This is a genomic window from Gordonia sp. GONU, from assembly GCF_024733855.1.
Classification (GTDB): Bacteria; Actinomycetota; Actinomycetes; order Mycobacteriales; family Mycobacteriaceae; genus Gordonia; species Gordonia amicalis.
The window spans coordinates 116,788-134,500 of record NZ_JANRHB010000009.1 but is presented as its reverse complement, the minus strand read 5'-3'; the positions used below and the strand labels follow the sequence as shown (position 1 = coordinate 134,500).

The following is a 17,713-nucleotide window of genomic DNA, read 5'->3' as shown; positions in this document are numbered from 1 at the left end:
CTTCCTCAAAGGGTGGGCTGTTGGGGGTGTGCCGCGAATCTAGCCGGTCTCGCCGGTTCCTCGTGCGGCTTCGAGTTCATCGAGGGCCTCGCGGAGTGCGGCGGCCTCGTCTGCGCCGACCCGGCCGACGAAGGACACGAGTGCGGCGTGCCGTGACCCCGGTGCGTCGGCCTCGCTGAGCGCGTCGACCATCAGGTTCGCGACCAGGTCCTCACGGGGGTGCGTCGGAACGTACTTGTGCGCACGGTCGTCGCGGATCTGGGTCACGAGGTTCTTCTTCGCCAGCCGCTGCAGCACGGTCATCACCGTCGTGTAGGCGAGTGACCGATCCCGCGACAGTTCGGCATGTACCTGCCGCACGGTCTTCGGTTCGGATCCGGCCCACAACGTGTCCATCACCGCGCGCTCGAGGTCGCCTAGCCCAGTCATCTTTCGCATTTTACTGCTGTGCCTCCCGTTGTGTGTCTCTCGGCTCGCGTCTTCACCCGATCGACGCGTCCGCGCCGGCGATCTCGCCTCTCACGTGGCACTTCACCACAGCCCTTGACACGTTGGTAAGGCTAGCCTACATTAAGTGACGTCGGACCGCGCGAGAGTCCTGAGGGCTGCAGAGACCCCCGGTCCACGCCACGGAAGGTCCCGCATCTCGACGAGGTGCGGGGCCTTCCGGTGTCTCTGAGGAGACAACGCCGGCCCTGGCATCCGTGTTCCCGGGGCGGTATCGCGAACGGCACGGGGCCGTGTCAGTGTTGACGCCATGACTGCGAACAGTGCGGACGAGATCCTCCAGAGCTCCTTCGGCAAGGGGCTCGACGGCGTACTCGGACTCGAGGTCGTCGAGGCCGGACCGGACCGGATCGTCGCGACGATGGAGATCACCGAGAGTCACCATCAGCCGTTCGGGATCGTCCACGGCGGCGTCTACTGCGCGATCGGCGAGAGCGTCGCGAGCATGAGCGGGTTCTTCTGGCTACAGGAGACGGGTATCGGGGGCACAGCGGTCGGGGTCAACAACAACACCGACTTCCTGCGTTCGGTGAGCTCGGGAACGGTCACCGCGACCTCGACGCCGATCCACCGCGGCCGGCGCCAGCAGCTGTGGGCCGTCGACATGGTCGACCAGGACGGCACGTTGCTCGCCAGGACGCAGGTGCGACTCCAGAACATCGAGGCACGCTGATCGGCTCGCTGACTACGTTCCGGTGACGCCGGTCTCACCTCCTGAGGACTGACCCGCGGCGTTCCGGGCGGCGGATCGGCGTCGGCGAGCCGTGGCCACGCCGACGTGGCAGGATGTCTCCACTGCCATCGACCACGACCTCCCGGGTCGGCCATCTGCGAGGAGCGATCTCGGTGCGACTGTCGCCGCATGAACAAGAACGGCTGTTGATCTCGTATGCGGCCGAACTCGCGCGACGGCGGCAGGCCCGTGGGCTCAGGCTCAACCATCCCGAAGCGGTTGCGCTCATCACCGACCACGTCCTCGAGGGTGCCCGCGACGGTCGATCGGTGGCCGAGCTCATGACCTCCGGTCGTGAGGTGCTCGGACGCGACGACGTGATGGATGGCGTGCCCGAGATGCTGCACGACGTCCAGGTCGAGGCGACGTTCCCCGACGGCACCAAGCTGGTGACCGTCCACGACCCGATCGTCTGAGCGCTGCTCCGCCAACCGATCCGAGCTGCTGAAGAGAGACCGAGATGTCGGGTACGCGACCCACCGCCACACGCTCCTCACTCGTCCCGGGTGAGGTGATCCCCGCCGAGGGCACGATCGAGCTGAACGCCGGTGCCGACACCGTCGAGTTGGCTGTGGTCAACACCGGCGACCGCCCGGTCCAGGTCGGGAGCCATGTGCACTTCCCGCAGTCCAATCCCGCACTCGACTTCGACCGTGCGCTCGCGCACGGACGACGCCTCGACATCCCTGCCGGTACCGCGGTGCGGTTCGAACCGGGTATCGAGATGACCGTCGGCCTCGTCCCGCTCGGGGGAACCCGTGAGGTGTACGGGATCTCGCTGGATCCGCCGGGCGAATGCGGACCGGTGGGTGCTCCCGCTCCCATGACGGATCGCGCCGACGGGAGCAAGTGAGATGGCGACACTCGGCCGCGATCGCTACGCGCAGCTCTTCGGTCCGACGACCGGCGACCTGATCCGCCTCGCCGACACCGATCTGCTCATCGAGGTCACCGATGACCTCTCGGGCGGCCCCGGGCGCGCCGGTGAGGAAGCGGTCTTCGGCGGCGGCAAGGTGATCCGCGAATCGATGGGCCAGAGCCGTGCGACCCGCGCCGACGGTTCACCCGACACGGTCATCACCGGCGTCGTGGTCCTCGACCACTGGGGAATCATCAAGGCGGACCTGGGAATCCGCGACGGACGCATCGTCGCGCTGGGTAAGGCGGGAAACCCTGACACGATGGACGGCGTCCACCCCGACCTCGTCATCGGACCATCGACGGAGATCATCGCCGGCAACGGCAAGATCGTCACCGCAGGTGCCATCGACTGTCACGTGCACTTCATCTGCCCGCAGATCATGGACGAAGCACTCGGCAACGGCATCACGACGCTGATCGGTGGGGGTACGGGCCCGGCCGAGGGGAGCAAGGCCACCACCGTCACCCCGGGTGCCTGGCATCTCGCGTCGATCCTCGCCGCGACGGACCACTGGCCGATGAACATCGCGCTGCTCGGCAAGGGCAACACGGTCAGCACGGCCGCGATGCACGAGCAGATCCGGGCGGGCGCTTCGGGTTTCAAACTGCATGAGGACTGGGGGAGCACACCGGCCGCGATCGACGCGTGTCTGCGGGTGGCCGAGGAGACCGGGGTGCAGGTCGCCCTGCACTCCGACACGCTCAACGAAGCGGGCTTCGTGGAGAGCACGCTCGGCGCGATCGCCGGCCGCAGCATCCACGCGTATCACACCGAGGGCGCCGGCGGTGGCCACGCGCCTGACATCATCACGGTCGCGGCATATGCGAATGTGCTTCCGTCGTCGACCAATCCGACGCGGCCGCACACCGTGAACACCCTCGACGAGCACCTCGACATGCTGATGGTGTGTCATCACCTCAACCCCACGGTGCCGGAGGATCTGGCGTTCGCGGAGAGCCGGATCCGGCCGTCCACCATCGCCGCCGAGGATCTGCTGCACGACCTGGGTGCGATCTCGATGATCGGTTCGGACTCGCAGGCGATGGGCCGTGTCGGCGAGGTGGTCTTGCGCACCTGGCAGACCGCCCACGTCATGAAACGCAAGCGCGGTGCGCTGCCCGGAGACGGCCGCGCCGACAACAACCGGGCCCGGCGGTACATCGCCAAGTACACGATCTGCCCGGCCGTCGCGCACGGCTTCGACGACGAGATCGGGTCGGTGGAGGTCGGCAAGCTCGCCGACCTCGTGCTCTGGGACCCCGCGTTCTTCGGCGTCCGGCCCGATCTGGTGATCAAGGGTGGTGCGATCGCGTGGGCGGCGATGGGTGACGCGAACGCGTCGATTCCCACGCCGCAACCGGTCCTGCCGCGCCCGATGTTCGGTGCCGCACCGAAAGTGGCGGCCGCCACGTCGGTGAGTTTCGTCGCCCCCGGCGCGGACCCCGACCTCGCCGAGCGGGTCGGTGTCGATCGCCGACTGGTCCCGGTCAAGAACACCCGCGGGGTCGGCAAGGCAGACATGGTCAACAACGACGCGTGCCCGACGATCGAGGTCGATCCCGACACGTTCACGGTGAAGGTCGACGGCGAGGTGTGGGACGCCGAGCCGGTGTCCGAACTGCCGATGGCACAGCGGTACTTCCTGTTCTGATGTCCGACCGTCCGGAATCGTCCCCGTCCTCGCCCGCACACGCGCCGCTGGCGATGATGCTGTCGCTTGCCGACTCCCGGCTTCCCGTCGGCGGGCACGTGCACTCCGGCGGCGTCGAACAGGCGATCGCCGACGGATTCATCCGCACGGCAACGGATCTGGCGGACTTCCTGTATCGCAGGGTCACCACGAGCGGTCTCGTGGCCGCGTCGGTCGCCGCTGCCGTCGCCGATGGGGCACTGGAAGTCGGTGCGGCGCAACGTGAGGTGAATGCACGCACCCCGTCGGCCGCAGCCCGCAAGGCGTCGCTCGCGCAGGGCCGGGGAATGGTCCGGCTTGCGCGCCGCATGTTTCCCGACCACGACTGGACGGTGCACCGGCCGGCCACACATCTGCCGGTCATCAGCGGATCGATCGGCGCCGCGTCGTCCCTGTCCGGATTCCACACCGCACTGATCCTCGTCTACACGACGATGAGCGGCTCGGCGACCGCCGGCCAGCGCCTGCTCGCCCTCGATCCGGCGGATGTCTCGATCATGATCGCCGACCTCGGCGCCGAATGCGAACGAGTCGCGGCCGAGGCCGCCGTGGGGCTTGCGGACCTGTCCGACCCGGTCCTCGACATCTTCGCCGAACGCCATGAGCGACAATCGATGCCGCTCTTCATGTCCTGACAATCCGGGTCTACCGGAAATCGTCCTGAAGCCCCGACCGAGAGGAGTCGACGATGCCCCCGCATCTCATCGACGGGCAGCCCCACAGCCACGACCACGACCGTCCCCGCCGGAAGCGTGAACCCGGTGAGGCGCTGCGCATCGGCGTCGGCGGCCCCGTCGGATCCGGGAAGACCGCCCTGGTCGCCGCGCTCTGCCGCCAGCTGCGCGACGAGCTGTCGGTCGCGGTGCTGACCAACGACATCTACACGACCGAGGACGCGGACTTTCTGCGGCGCAACGCGGTCCTGCCCGACGAGCGGATCACCGCGGTCCAGACGGGGGGGTGCCCGCACACCGCGATCCGCGACGACATCACCGCCAATCTCGACGCCATCGACGACCTCGTCGAGGCGAATCCGCCGCTCGACCTGATCCTGGTCGAGTCCGGTGGCGACAATCTCACGGCGACGTTCTCGACGGGCCTCATCGACGTCCAGATCTTCGTGATCGACGTGGCCGGTGGCGACAAGGTGCCGCGCAAGGGCGGTCCGGGCGTCACGTTCTCGGATCTGCTGGTGATCAACAAAACCGATCTGGCCGAGCGCGTGAACGCCGACCTCGACGTCATGCGGCGCGATGCGGACAAGGTGCGCGAGGGACGTCCGACGGCGATGATCTCACTGACCGACGATCCAACGGCCACCGACGTGCTGGCCTGGGTCCGCGAGCAGCTCGCGGCACCCGTGACGACCGGCTAGCGATGCGTACCGACGTCGAGATCACCGCGACCGCCGACCGCGGTGTGCGGCACCGCGCGACCGGTGGTCTCGCCGTCCGGGTGACCTCACCCGGCCACGTGCAGTTGATCGGTACCGCGGCGACGCCGCTGGGTGGCGACGAGATCGCGATCCGCATCCGGGTGGAGCCCGGCGCACATCTGAGCGTGGGCACCGTCGCCGCCACGATCGCGCTGCCTGCCCGGGACCGCGCGGATTCCCGGGCCCGGTGGGAGATCGAGGTGGGTGCGGGCGGCCGTCTGCGTCTCGATCCGCAGCCGACTGTGGTGGCCGGCGGCGCGGTCCACACTTCCGACGTCGTCGCCGAGATCGACCCGACCGGGATTCTCGATCTGTACGAGCACGTGCAGATCGGCCGGGCTGTCCGGATCGACCGGGCGACGACCACGGATCTCGACCGGATCGACCGCGACCGAACCGGCTCCTGGACCGGTGGCCTACGGGTGACGGTCGGCGGTGAGATCTGGCTGGCACATCGGGTCATGCTGGGCGCGTCGACACCCGCCGCCGCGATCGGTCATCGTGCGATGAGCAACGTCTTCCGTTTCCCGGATGACCGCCCGGAAGAAGTGCATCCGAGCGAGTTCGCGGCTCGGCTGCGCCTGGCCGGGGAAGCCACACTCACCAGCGCACTCGGCGCGTCGGTGACGGTCACGCGCCGCCTGACCGACGCTCTCGACACCGCAGCGCTGGTCCCCAACGGTTAGGGGACCAGCGCTGCGGTAGGTCTGTCTGCCCGGGCGTCAGCTGGCCTCGGCTTCGGACTCCTTGCCTGCAGCATCCTTGCCGGCGGCGTCCTTGCCCTCGGTGGGCACCGAGCCGGATGCGTCGGTGGCCTTCGAGTCCACGGTCCCCGTGTCGGTCTTCGCGGCATCGGCGTCGGGTCCGGTTCCGTTGCTCTCCGCGGCCTGCTTCTCCAGTGCGGACAACTGTCCGATCGCGGTGCGAGCGTAGACCTGCTGTTCGGTGACGGCGAGCTGCGAGCGGCCGCGGGTGGTGAACGCGAAGAACCAGTTGATCAGCGTGTTCAGCCGGTTGCGGAAGCCCACCAGGTAAACGAGGTGCAGTGCGAGCCAGCCCAGCCACGCGAAGTAGCCCTCGGTCTCGAAGGGCTTCTTGAAGCCCGGGATCGGGACCTGCATCACCGCGGAGTACCGCGAGATGGTCGCCATCGAACCCTTGTCCCAGTAGCTGAACGGCTTGCGCTGGTCCGGCGTCTGGCCCTTGAGCTCGGCCTTGATCGCATCGGCGGCGTAGCGACCGCCCTGGATCGCACCCTGTGCGACACCGGGCACGCCGTCGACGGCCATCATGTCGCCGACCACGAAGACCTCGGGGTGACCCGGGATCGTCAGGTCCGGTCCGACCTTCACCCGGCCCGCGCGGTCGAGTTCGACACCGGACTGGTCGGCGAGTTGCTGGCCGAGCGGGCTGGCCTGGACACCGGCCGACCACACCTTGCATTGCGACTCGATGCGACGGGTGGTGCCGTCCTTCTCCTTGACGACCAGACCGTCGTAGTCGACGTCCACGACCATCGCGTTGAGCTGGATCTCCACGCCCATCTTCTCGAGACGGGCCGCGGCCTTCCCGCCGAGCTTGGGGCCGAACGGCGGCAGCACGGCGGGGGCCGCGTCGAGGAGGATGACGCGGGCCTCGGTGGGGTCGATGTTGCGGAAGGCGCCCTTGAGGGTCTTGTCGCTCATCTCCGCGATCTGCCCGGCGAGTTCGACACCGGTCGGACCGGCACCGACGACCACGAAGGTCAGCAGCTTGGCGCGTTCGGCGGGGTCATGGGACAGCTCGGCCTGCTCGAAGGCGCCGAGGATCCGTCCGCGGAGCTCGAGCGCGTGGTCGATGGTCTTCATGCCCGGTGCGTACTCGGCGAAGTGGTCGTTGCCGAAGTACGACTGATCGGCGCCGGCCGCGACGATCAGGTCGTCGTAAGGGGTGACCGTGATGCGCTCGAGCAGTCGCGAGGTGACCGTCTTGGCCTCGAGGTCGATGTCGAACACGTCGCCCATCAGCACGGAGGTGTTCTTCTGTTTGCGCAGCACGACGCGGGTCGCCGGGGCGATCTCACCTTCGGCGACGATGCCCGTGGCGACCTGGTAGAGCATCGGCTGGAAGAGATGGTGGGTGGTCTTGGCGATCAGCGTCACGTCGACGTCGGCCTTCGCCAGACGCTGGGCGGCGAACAATCCGCCGAAGCCGGAGCCGATGATGACCACTTTCCTGCGGTCGGTGGCCGCTACAGCGGGGGCCTGGACGGCGGGGCTGCTCATCTCCAGACATCTCCTTCTCGCTCGTTGGGGGACGATTGTGCTTCGGCGCCGTGCAGGGTCCGTGTCGTCACGTGGCCGAACCGCGTCGGGCGACGGTCGAGGCAAAACCGTACTTGCCCACAACGGTAGTCAATGATGCGCGACCCGGCGCGACCAGGACGGTGCAGCCGGGCCGGTAGCCGAGGTCACGTTCGGTCGGCCGAGCCCGCCTCACCGTCATGCGGTGAGGTCACCCGCCGATGACCAGCGCAGAGATCGTCGCTGCCACTCGGCCAGGAGGATCTGATATTCCACCTCGTACCGGTCGGGACCGAGGTGCAGCGGATGCGGGGTGATGCCGGAATCGCCTGTTTCGTCGCCCACATGTATTGCCGACAGTGTCATGCCGAGCTTCTCCATGACCCGCCGTGAGGGGGTGTTGCCCGCGACCGTGCTCGCGAAGACACGTTCGGTCGCGAGGTGGTCGAAGGCGAACGCCATGAGGGCGAACGCGGCCTCGGTGGCCAGACCGCGTCCCCAGACCGTCCGGCGGATGCGGTAGCTCAACTCGAGTTCGGGGCGACGACTGTGTCGCGGGGTGCGCAACGACGCCCAGCCGAGGAACGCACCGGTCGCCGGGTCGCACAGCACCCACGTGCCGGTTCCGTACACACGCCGCTCCGACTCGGCCCGCGGCAGGACCCAGTCCTCGATGACCGTCCGCGGGGTCGGTGTGCCGCCGCTCACGAAGCGCATGACCTCGGGGTCGCTGTCGAGGTGGACGAGGTCGTCGATGTCCATCGCGGACACCGGGCGCAGACGTGCCCGTGTCGTGTCGATGTTCACCCGAGGCCCCTCACTTTCGGCGATCCGGGCGCGATTCTACGGTCTCGACACGGTCGGCACCGCAGTTCACGGTGCGCGTGTCCCGCCGTTATGGTTGCTGCCGTGGCTTCTGAATCCCCGGCACCGGACTATGTTCTCGAGATCCCCGTCCATCTGCGGTGGGGTGACATGGACATCAACAACCACATCAACAACGTGCAGATCTCGCGCCTGTTCGAGGAGGCGCGTGTCCGGTCGTTCCATGAGTGGATTCCGGACCGTCCGCGGGACTTCTCCTTCCTCGTCGCACGCCAGGACGTCGAGTTCTCGGCGCCCGTGCACTACTCGACGCACCCCGTCCTGGTGCATTCCTGTGTCGGGCGGATCGGCCGTTCGTCGTTCGTGATGGCACTCCGCCTGTTCGACAAGGAAGGGGTCCTGTGCGCCACGGCCGAGACGACGATGGTCGTCGTGGATCCGGCGGCGGGTCGGCCGGCGCCGATACCCGACGACCTACGGGACGTCCTGACCGCGGCCCTCGGCGAGCCGGCGCGGTTCCATGCGCCACGGACCGCCACCGCGAACTGACCCCGGACCCCCGGGCCTGACCGGATGCTGATCCTTCACCGCGCCGAGCGCACCGATACGTTGGCCGAGGCGTTGGCCGACGTCCTCTCGACACCGCTCGGCGATCCGATGCGTACCGAGATCGTGTCGGTCCCGGCGGCCGGTGTCGAACGCTGGCTCGCACAGCACCTGGCCCGCCGGCTCGGTTCCGGTGCGGGACTGTCGGACGGCATCGCCGCCAACATCGACTTCACCGGTCCCGGACGGCTGACCGACGCCATCTCGGCCGCGGTGCTCGCCGGTGACCGGTTCACGGCCGACACCCCGTTGTCGGCGGTGAACCCCTGGCGCGCAACGCAATTGACCTGGCCGGTGCTCCGGGTTCTCGACGAACGGATCGACGACCCCGATCTGACGGTGATCGCCCGTCACATCGGTGCGGGTGACGCCGAGTCGCCCCGGGTCGGACGCCGCTATGCGACGGCACGCCACCTGGCCGAGCTGTTCGAGCGGTACGGACGTTCCCGACCGTCGATGATCGCCGGCTGGGCCGCCGGGGACGACCTCGACGGCGCGGGTGCTCCGTTGCGCGACGACCTCGCCTGGCAGGCGGGGTTCTGGCGCGCGGTGCGTGCCGAGATCGGGCAGCCGCATCCGGCGGAGGTCCTCGGCGAGGTGTGTGAGCGCCTGCGCTCCGATCCCGGCGTCGCCGACCTCCCCGGCCGGTTGTCCGTGTTCGGCCCGACGCGGATCACCGAGTCGTTCCGGAACATCATCTCCGCGGTGAGCGCGCACCACGATGTCCACCTGTTCGTCCCGCACGCGAGTCCCCGTCTGTGGGAGGACCTCCGAGCCATCGGCGGAGGAGCGTCCGCGGCGACCTCGACGGTGGGTGTCCCGCCCCGGCGGCGTGAGCGTCCGGTACCCGAACTGCGGAATCCGTTGCTGGCCGGACTGTCCCGCGATCTCCAGGAACTACAGTTGCGTCTGGGGGATGTCGTCGACAGTGACGTCCACCATCCGCCGGCCACCCAGCTGCCCGACACGCTGCTCGGCGCCCTGCAGGCGGGTATCCGCGACGACGCAGGTGTGTCCCCGCCTGCCGAATGCGCCGACGACGGGTCGGTCGAGGTCCACGCGTGCCACGGTCCGGAACGGCAGATCGAGGTGCTCCGGGACCGACTGCTGCACCTCTTCGCCGACGACCCGACCCTCGAACCCCGTGACGTCCTGATCATGTGCCCCGACGTGGAGACCTTCGCGCCCCTCATCCGAGGTGCCTTCGGGCAGGCCGGATTGCCGCATCCCGCTTTCGATCTGCGCGTGCGCCTCGCCGACCGCGGCGTGCGTCAGGTGAACCCGGTCATCGACACCGTCGTCGGCGTCGTCGAACTCGCGGCCGGTCGGGTGACCGCGGGCGACGTCCTCGATCTGCTCGGGGCCGAACCCGTCCGGACACGTTTCGCGATGACCGACGACGACCTGGACCTGGTCCGGGAATGGCTGGGCCACAGCAACGTCCGCTGGGGGCTCGGAACCGCGGAACGTGCGCGGTTCGGTCTCGAACGTTTCCGGCAGGGCACCTTCGACGCGGGTCTCGACCGCATCGCCCTCGGTGTGGTCGCCGAGGAGACCGACGACGAATGGCTCGGCACCGCCCTGCCACTCGCCGGTGTGGAGAGTACCGGTATCGACCTCGTCGGCCGGCTCGACGAATTCCTCGACCGGCTCGGCCGAGTCCTCGCGGACCTGACCACGACCGCGCCCGCCCACCGTTGGGCCGAGACCCTCGTCGAGGCCATCGGATCGCTCACCGCGACCGCTCCCGCCGACGATTGGCAACGAGCACAGGCCATCCGGATGCTCGAGGACGCCTTCGGCACCACCGAGGAGGTCCTGCGTCTCGCCGACGTGCGCGACCTGTTGTCGGCCCTGATCGCCGGGCGACCCACGCGATCCAATTTCCGGACCGGTGAGCTCACCGTATGCACCATGGTGCCGATGCGCTCGGTGCCCCACCGGGTCATCGTGCTGCTCGGCATCGACGCCGAGGTCTTCCCGCGCGTGCAGCGTATCGACGGGGACGACGTGCTCGGTGTCGATCCGCTGGTGGGCGAACGCAATCCGCGCGACGAGGACCGGCAGTGCTTCCTCGACGCGATCGGTGCGGCGCAGGACAACCTGCTCGTCTTCTACAGCGGAGCCGACCCGGTGTCGGGCCGGCACATCCCGCCCGCCGTGGTGGTCAGCGAACTGATCGACACCCTCGACGGTCTCACCGGTCCGGACCGGCCGACGATCGTCCGGCGGCACTCACTGCACGGCTTCGACGCCCGCAACTTCGTGGACGGGGGTGTTCGCGGCATCGCCGGACCGTTCAGCCACGACGCGTCGCTCCTGGCCGGGGCGACGGCCCTGCGCGGACCGGCCGATCCTGTCGTCCCGTCCGCCCGGGAGATCCTCCCCGCACCCGAGCCGACCCCGGAACTCGCCGACATCGACCTCGCCTCGCTCATCGACTTCCACGTCGATCCGATCACCGCCTTCGTGCGGCAACGCCTGGGTGCCCGGATTCCCGACGACGAGACACCTCACGACGACCAGCTCGACGTCGAACTCGACCCGCTCGACAAGTGGGGGATCGGCGACCGTTTCCTCACCCGGATGCTGGCCGGGGTTTCCATCGTGGACTGTGAAGCCGCCGAACTGCGCCGTGGGACGCTGCCGCCCTTCGCGTTCGGTACCCGGGAGCTGGCGGCCATCTCGCGAGCGGTCACGCGGCTGCACGGCGTCGTGGCGCCACTGCGTCCGGGATCGCCGGAAACCCTCGACATCCTCGTGACACTGCCCGACGGACGGCGCGTGCACGGCACCGTCGGCGAGGTGTTCACCGCCGACGACGGACAGGCCCGGCTGGTCCGCGCGACGTACTCGCGCCTCAAGGCGAAACAGCAACTGAGCGCCTGGATCACGCTGCTCGCGGTCGCGGCGGCCGCGACCCAGGGCAACGCCGGCGCGGCGAAGGTCGGGTTCGCGGTGTCCGTCGGTCGCGCCGCCCGTGGGGGTGGAACCACCACGCTCACCCTTCGACGCCCGGAGGATCCGGTGCCGCTCCTCGATCAGCTCGTCCGCTTACGGGACGAAGGTCTGCGCCGCCCGCTGCCGTTGCCGCTGGAACCCGCGTTCACGTTCGTCGACAACGACGGTCCCGGTCGCCGGAGCCACTGGGCCCTCAACAGCGCGCGCAAGGTGTTCGACGACACCTTCGGTCCCCGCCACGATCGCTACCTCAAACTGGCCTTCGGCGGCGACGTCCTGACCGACGTCGAGTTCGACGCCCTACTCGAGGAGCGGGCACCGGCCGACCGCGCCTTCGGCGGGGTGGAATTGGCCGTGGCAGAGGACGAACCGCTGTTCAGCGGACTCGCCCGGGCGGTGTGGGTCCCAGTCGGACAGCACCGGGAGGGCTCATGAGACGTCCGGAGACCTTCGACATCACCGCCGAACTCCCGGAACACACCACCGTGCTCGAGGCGAGCGCCGGGACGGGCAAGACGTACGCGATCGTGGGACTCGCGGCACGGTATCTCGCCGACGGTGTGCCGATCGCGGAGATGCTGCTCGTCACGTTCAGCCGGGCGGCGACAGCCGAACTGCGCGAACGGATGCGGGCGCGTGTGCGGGAACTGCTCGACGCCCTGGCCGATCCCGCGGAGGTCCTGTCCGGTTCCGCTCAGGCAGGCGACGCGTTGTTGCGGCAGTTGGCGAGCGGCACACCCGGGGAGGTCCTCGCGCGCCGACGGAATCTCGCCCGCGCACTGAGTGACTTCGATGCGTCCACGATCGCCACCACCCACACGTTCTGCAACCGGATGCTGGAGGCGCTGGGATTCCTCGGCGAACGGGAACTCGTCTACTCCATCGTCGAAGAGGTCGACGAACTCACCGAGGAGGTCGCGCTCGATCTCTACCTGCGCGGTTTCTGGGCCAGTGACGCACCGGAATTCAGCTTCGCCGACGCACGGGAGATCGCGCGCGACGCGGTGCGTCAGGCGACGGTCGAACTCGCACCGGACACGAGCGAGCCGTCCGGGGGGTCGGCCGCCGACGACGTCGCGGCACGCCGGGTCAGCTTCGCCAAGGCGGTCCGGCAACACGTCGAGACCCGCAAGCGGGACGCCCGCGTCCGTACCTACGACGACCTCCAGGCGATCCTGCACCGCATCGTCAACGATCCGGTGGTGGGCGACCGTGCCTGCCAACGGATCCGCGACACGTTCACCGTGGTGCTGGTCGACGAGTTCCAGGACACCGATCCGTTGCAGTGGGACATCCTGCGCCGCTGCTTCCACGGCCACCGCCGGATGATCCTCGTCGGCGATCCGAAGCAGTCCATCTACGGTTTCCGCGGTGCCGAGGTGCTGAGCTATCTCGCGGCGGTGTCGTCGGCCGACACACTCCGGGCGCTCGACGTGAACCGCCGGTCGGACGGCGCACTCGTCGAAGCACTGCAGCACCTTTACGGCGAAGCGACCCTGGGGCATCCGGATATCGTTGCGCGTCCCGTCCGGGCCGCGTTCGCCGGCAGCCGGCTCGAGGGCCGCCCACCGCTGCGGCTCCGAGCGTTTCTCCGCGGCGACTTCACGTCTCTCAACTCGTTCAATCTCCCGGGTGTCAAGGAGGTGCGATCGCGCATCGCCGCCGACGTCGCCGACGACATCGCGACCGTGTTGGCACGTGGAGACCGGATCGACATCGACGGGGTGTCCCGGCCGGTCGATCCCGGGGACATCGCGATCCTCGTGCGGCTCAACAGCACGATCGAACCGCTGCAGGCCGAACTCGCCGAACGAGGCATCAACTCGGTGATCGGGTCGGGCATCAACGTCTTCTCGACCTCGGCCGCCCAGCACTGGCTGTGGGTCCTGCGCGCCGTCGAACAGCCGTCACGCTCCGACGGGGTGCGGATGGCCGCATTGACCACGCTCTTCGGCTGGTCCACCGAACGGGTCGCGACCGCCACCGAGCCGGAGGTGGCCGAACTCGGTGCCGAACTGTCCATGCTCGCCAGGGTTTTCGCACAGGGCGGATTCGCCGCGATGGCCCAACGACTGTTCGACGCGCATGAGGTGGCCGCCCGGGTTCTCACCGTCGAGAATGGGGAACGAACCCTCACCGATCTCATCCAGGTGTCGGCGTTGTGCAACAAACATGTGGTCGAGACCGGCGAGGGACTGAGCGCGCTCGTCGAGTGGCTGACCGAGCGGATCGCCGACACCTCGTCACGCCGGCGCTACGAGGATCAGAGTCGTCGTCTCGACCGCGACACCCAGGCCGTCCAGATCATGACCGTGCACGCGAGCAAGGGGCTGCAGTTCCCGATCGTGTACGTGCCCTACGGGTGGGACGGCACGTGGGTCAACGATCGCGGGAACATCACCTACCACGACGAATCGGGGACCCGCCGGCTCGATGTGGGAGGACAGCAGGCACTGGATCGTGCCGCCCGACGCCGACGTTATGCCGACGAGGTCGCGGGGGAGGACCTGCGGCTGCTCTACGTCGCGCTCACCCGCGCCCAGTCACAGGTCGTCGCCTGGTGGGCGCCGTCGCGGAACACCACGACCGGACCACTGCACCGGTTGATCTTCGGACGCGAGAACGCGGTGCGGTCGTCGACCGGAGAACCGGAATGGACGGTTGCCGGGGAGGTGCCCATTCCGGAGGCCGACGTCGACTGTGTGGGTGTTCTGCGCACCCTCACCGAACGTGATCCCGCGATCTCTGTCGAACCGGCCGGTCGGCTCGATGCGGATGTCGTGGCGCCACCCGCCGGCGACGGGGAGGGTGCTGATGCTCTGGGCATCGCGCACTTCGATCGACGGATAGACCAGGACTGGCGTCGAACCTCGTATTCGGCACTCACCGCCGACGTCGCGCATGGCGCGCACGGTGCACCCGGAGGGCCGCCGACCTCCGTCGTGGAGACCGGCAGCGAACCCGACGACGGGGTGACCGACATCCTCGACGACGAGCCGATCGCCCGGCCGGACGACGTGGTCGACGACGCCGGAACCGATTCGGACGCACGTCGTCCGGGGATGGCATCGCTGATGAACGGGCTACCGTTCGGCGCGGCCTTCGGCACCCTGGTCCACGAGGTTCTCGAGTACGTCGACACTTCTGCGCCCGACATCGAAGCGCATGTCCGGGAACTGTGTTCTCGGGCGCTCGGCGCGCTGGCCGGTGACATCGACCCTGACCGGCTCGTCGCCGCGCTGGTCGGCGTGCTCACCACACCTCTCGGTTTCGGGGATCTGTGGAGCATCGATCCGCGTGATCGCCTCGCCGAACTCGATTTCGAACTGCCGCTCGGCCCCGCGGACGAGCGGACATCCGGCGGGGGCACGACGCTCGGGCGCCTCGCCGATCTGATGGAATTGCATCTGCCGGAATCGGATCCGCTGCGAGCGTACGCCACGCACCTGCGCGCGGTGCCCGGTCGGCGTCTTCGTGGTTTCCTCACCGGCAGTATCGACTCGGTGCTGCGGATCCCCGACGGCCGTTACGTGATCGTCGACTACAAGACCAACCGCATCCGCCCGGGCGACCTCGTGGTCGAGGACTTCGACGCCGAGGCGATGGCCGGTGAGATGATCGCCGCCCACTATCCGTTGCAGGCGATGTTGTACTCGGTTGCGCTGCACCGGTATCTGAGGTGGCGGTTGCCCGGTTACGACCCAGATCGTCACCTCGGTCCGGTGCAGTACCACTTCGTGCGCGGCATGGCCGGACCGGACACTCCGCCCGGATGCGGTGTCTTCGAATGGGTGCTGCCCAGCGGTCTCGTCGCCGGTCTGTCCGACGCACTGGCCGGGGTGGAGCCGAACGCGTCCGCCGGAACCGGGGGGAGAGGTCGATGAGCACACCCGATGTCCAGCACGTCGATTCGGCGACCGGCACCCTGGCCGACTGGAACGCCGCGGGCCTCCTTGCCGCCGCGGATCTGCACATCACCGACCGGTTGATCCGGATGTGCGCTGAACCGGTGTCCGTGGAGGCCCGGCTCGGCGCCGCCCTCGCCGTTCGGGCCGTGCGCCTGGGCTCCACCTGCCTAGCCCTGGACCGCATCGGCGAACTGACGGCGGGGGACACCGCCGAGGTCGAGATGCCCTCGCCCCGTGATGTTCTGGACGCGCTGGTCGCAAGCCCACTCGTCACCGGCAGCGAGGCCGGACCGTTGCGCCCGCTGGTGGTCCGGGATTCCGTCGACGGACCACTCGTTTACTTGCAGAAGTACTTCCGGCAGGAACAGACGATCCGGGAGATCCTCGACCGGCGGGCCCGGACATCACCCGCCGTCGATACGGAGGCGCTCGGCAAGGCCATCGCGACGGTCTACTCCTCGCCCGACGACGGCGCCCTGCAGAAGCTGGCCGCTGCGGTGGCGGCGACGCGCTGGACGACGGTCCTCGCCGGCGGTCCGGGAACGGGCAAGACGTACACCGTCGCCCGCATCCTCGCCGTCCTCGACCGTCTCCAAGGACCGGGTCTGCGCATCGGTCTGTGCGCACCCACCGGACGCGCGGCGGCACAGCTGCAGGCCTCGGTCGAGTCCGAGTCCACCCTGCCGGTCACGGCCCATGCGGTCACCCTGCATTCGCTGCTCGGCTGGCGCCCCGGCTCGAACCCCCGGTACGGGCGCGGGCGCACGCTGCCCCACGACGTCATCGTCGTCGACGAGACCTCGATGCTGTCGATGACCGCGATGAGCCGGCTGCTCGACGCCGTCCGACCCGATGCCCGCGTCGTGTTCGTCGGCGATCCCCACCAGCTGGCCTCGGTGGAGGCGGGTGCGGTGCTCGCCGACCTCGTCGAACGGACCGACCTGCCGGACACCGGGGCCGAGGATGTGCCGCTGACGACACCGACGCAGGCGTTCGATGCGGTGGGCCTCGATCCCGCCGCCGAGGACCTCGACCCCGACGACGTGGCGCGGCTGGCCGACGGCGTCATCACCTTGCGCACGCAGTTCCGGTTCGGCGGCGGCATCTCGCAGGTCGCGGCCGCCGTCAACGCCGGCGATCCCGACGCGGTCCTCGAACTCGTCACCTCGCCGGACATCGACGATGTCGAACTGGTGGCGCCCGACGAACTCGACGACGTGGCCGGCGACATCCTGGCCTGGGGTCGAAATCTGCGCGCGGCCGCCCGGAAGGGTGATGCGACCGGTGCCCTGGACGTGCTCGACAGTCATCGGGTCCTGTGCGCGCACCGCGAGGGTTCGTGGGGTGTGCGCGGATGGACCACGCGCATCACCGACTGGCTGGGGACCACCGAAGCCGAGCACATGGGTTGGTATGTGGGACAACCCATCCTGGTGACGGCGAACGATCGCCAGACCGCCACCTTCAACGGCGACACAGGTGTGGTGATCGTCGATCCGGACTCGGATGCGCAGACGTCGAATCGATCCGGTTCGCCGGAAGCGATCCGGGTGGCGTTCCGCCGGGGCGGCGAAATCCGGCTGCTCCACCCGACCCAACTCGCCGACGTCGTTTCGGTCCATGCGATGACCATCCACCGCAGCCAGGGCAGCCAGTTCGATCGAGTGACCGTCGTGCTCCCGCCGGCCGGCTCGGAGCTCCTGACCCGCGAGCTCCTGTACACCGCCATCACCCGCGCCCGAAGTCGCGTGCGCATCGTCGGAACCGCCGAGGTCCTCGCGGCGGCCGTCAACCGACGCGTGCAACGCGCCAGCGGGTTGCGCTCCGCGGTCACCGCGATCTAA

At 68.9% G+C, this 17,713-nt stretch carries 14 protein-coding genes; 11 read left to right on the top strand and 3 right to left on the bottom strand.

The features are described from left to right. Positions 1-39: 39 nt before the first annotated feature. Positions 40-438: a BlaI/MecI/CopY family transcriptional regulator gene (locus tag NWF34_RS11465; RefSeq protein WP_024497485.1), complete on the bottom strand. Its 399-nt coding sequence runs from the start codon at positions 436-438 to the stop codon at positions 40-42. Positions 439-757: 319 nt separating this feature from the next. On the opposite strand from NWF34_RS11465, the gene NWF34_RS11460 reads away from it, so the two are divergent. From NWF34_RS11460 to NWF34_RS11430, 7 genes are all read left to right on the top strand, one after another. After that, positions 758-1,180, top strand: a complete 423-nt coding sequence (locus tag NWF34_RS11460; RefSeq protein WP_006435508.1) for a PaaI family thioesterase — start codon at positions 758-760, stop codon at positions 1,178-1,180. A 173-nt stretch (positions 1,181-1,353) separates the two neighbouring features. After that, a complete protein-coding gene (locus NWF34_RS11455; RefSeq protein WP_006435509.1) occupies positions 1,354-1,656 on the top strand; it encodes an urease subunit gamma in 303 nt (100 codons plus the stop codon). A gap of 44 nt (positions 1,657-1,700) precedes the next feature. Further along, positions 1,701-2,093 (top strand): urease subunit beta, encoded by a 393-nt coding sequence (locus tag NWF34_RS11450; RefSeq protein WP_258325107.1) that lies wholly within the window; start codon positions 1,701-1,703, stop codon positions 2,091-2,093. 1 nt (position 2,094) lies between these two features. Next, positions 2,095-3,813, top strand: coding sequence for an urease subunit alpha (locus NWF34_RS11445; protein ID WP_258325106.1), 1,719 nt, complete (start codon positions 2,095-2,097; stop codon positions 3,811-3,813). Beyond that, a complete protein-coding gene (locus NWF34_RS11440) occupies positions 3,813-4,487 on the top strand; it encodes an urease accessory protein UreF (protein ID WP_258325105.1) in 675 nt (224 codons plus the stop codon). Before NWF34_RS11445 ends, NWF34_RS11440 begins: the two co-directional genes overlap by 1 nt. Positions 4,488-4,540: 53 nt before the next feature. Next, positions 4,541-5,227, top strand: coding sequence for an urease accessory protein UreG (gene ureG, locus NWF34_RS11435; protein WP_258325104.1), 687 nt, complete (start codon positions 4,541-4,543; stop codon positions 5,225-5,227). Positions 5,228-5,229: 2 nt separating this feature from the next. Then, complete coding sequence (locus tag NWF34_RS11430) at positions 5,230-5,973, top strand: urease accessory protein UreD (RefSeq protein WP_258325103.1); 744 nt, start codon at positions 5,230-5,232, stop codon at positions 5,971-5,973. A 36-nt stretch (positions 5,974-6,009) separates the two neighbouring features. Here NWF34_RS11430 and NWF34_RS11425 read toward each other — a convergent pair whose 3' ends face one another. Continuing rightward, complete coding sequence (locus NWF34_RS11425; protein ID WP_258325102.1) at positions 6,010-7,551, bottom strand: NAD(P)/FAD-dependent oxidoreductase; 1,542 nt, start codon at positions 7,549-7,551, stop codon at positions 6,010-6,012. Positions 7,552-7,767: 216 nt separating this feature from the next. Then, positions 7,768-8,376: a GNAT family N-acetyltransferase gene (locus NWF34_RS11420; RefSeq protein WP_258325101.1), complete on the bottom strand. Its 609-nt coding sequence runs from the start codon at positions 8,374-8,376 to the stop codon at positions 7,768-7,770. Between the two features lie 90 nt (positions 8,377-8,466). On the opposite strand from NWF34_RS11420, the gene NWF34_RS11415 reads away from it, so the two are divergent. Genes NWF34_RS11415 through recD form a run of 4 tightly spaced genes read left to right on the top strand, consistent with a single transcriptional unit; the run spans position 8,467 to position 17,713 of the window. Then, the gene (locus NWF34_RS11415) at positions 8,467-8,943 is read left to right on the top strand and encodes a thioesterase family protein (RefSeq protein ID WP_258325100.1); all 477 of its coding nucleotides are present in this window, start codon (positions 8,467-8,469) and stop codon (positions 8,941-8,943) included. Between the two features lie 24 nt (positions 8,944-8,967). Further along, positions 8,968-12,396: an exodeoxyribonuclease V subunit gamma gene (gene recC / locus NWF34_RS11410; RefSeq protein WP_258325099.1), complete on the top strand. Its 3,429-nt coding sequence runs from the start codon at positions 8,968-8,970 to the stop codon at positions 12,394-12,396. Next, positions 12,393-15,845, top strand: a complete 3,453-nt coding sequence (locus tag NWF34_RS11405; RefSeq protein ID WP_258325098.1) for a UvrD-helicase domain-containing protein — start codon at positions 12,393-12,395, stop codon at positions 15,843-15,845. Before recC ends, NWF34_RS11405 begins: the two co-directional genes overlap by 4 nt. After that, positions 15,842-17,713 (top strand): exodeoxyribonuclease V subunit alpha, encoded by a 1,872-nt coding sequence (recD, locus tag NWF34_RS11400; RefSeq protein ID WP_258325097.1) that lies wholly within the window; start codon positions 15,842-15,844, stop codon positions 17,711-17,713. Before NWF34_RS11405 ends, recD begins: the two co-directional genes overlap by 4 nt.

Bases quoted from the DNA above. Each gene is read 5' to 3' on its own strand.
- NWF34_RS11465 (WP_024497485.1), bottom strand. From the start codon at position 438: ATGCGAAAGATGACTGGGCTAGGCGACCTCGAGCGCGCGGTGATGGAC.
- NWF34_RS11460 (WP_006435508.1), top strand. From the start codon at position 758: ATGACTGCGAACAGTGCGGACGAGATCCTCCAGAGCTCCTTCGGCAAG.
- NWF34_RS11450 (WP_258325107.1), top strand. From the start codon at position 1,701: ATGTCGGGTACGCGACCCACCGCCACACGCTCCTCACTCGTCCCGGGT.
- NWF34_RS11445 (WP_258325106.1), top strand. From the start codon at position 2,095: ATGGCGACACTCGGCCGCGATCGCTACGCGCAGCTCTTCGGTCCGACG.
- NWF34_RS11440 (WP_258325105.1), top strand. From the start codon at position 3,813: ATGTCCGACCGTCCGGAATCGTCCCCGTCCTCGCCCGCACACGCGCCG.
- ureG (WP_258325104.1), top strand. From the start codon at position 4,541: ATGCCCCCGCATCTCATCGACGGGCAGCCCCACAGCCACGACCACGAC.
- NWF34_RS11430 (WP_258325103.1), top strand. From the start codon at position 5,230: ATGCGTACCGACGTCGAGATCACCGCGACCGCCGACCGCGGTGTGCGG.
- NWF34_RS11425 (WP_258325102.1), bottom strand. From the start codon at position 7,551: ATGAGCAGCCCCGCCGTCCAGGCCCCCGCTGTAGCGGCCACCGACCGC.
- NWF34_RS11415 (WP_258325100.1), top strand. From the start codon at position 8,467: ATGGTTGCTGCCGTGGCTTCTGAATCCCCGGCACCGGACTATGTTCTC.
- recC (WP_258325099.1), top strand. From the start codon at position 8,968: ATGCTGATCCTTCACCGCGCCGAGCGCACCGATACGTTGGCCGAGGCG.
- NWF34_RS11405 (WP_258325098.1), top strand. From the start codon at position 12,393: ATGAGACGTCCGGAGACCTTCGACATCACCGCCGAACTCCCGGAACAC.
- recD (WP_258325097.1), top strand. From the start codon at position 15,842: ATGAGCACACCCGATGTCCAGCACGTCGATTCGGCGACCGGCACCCTG.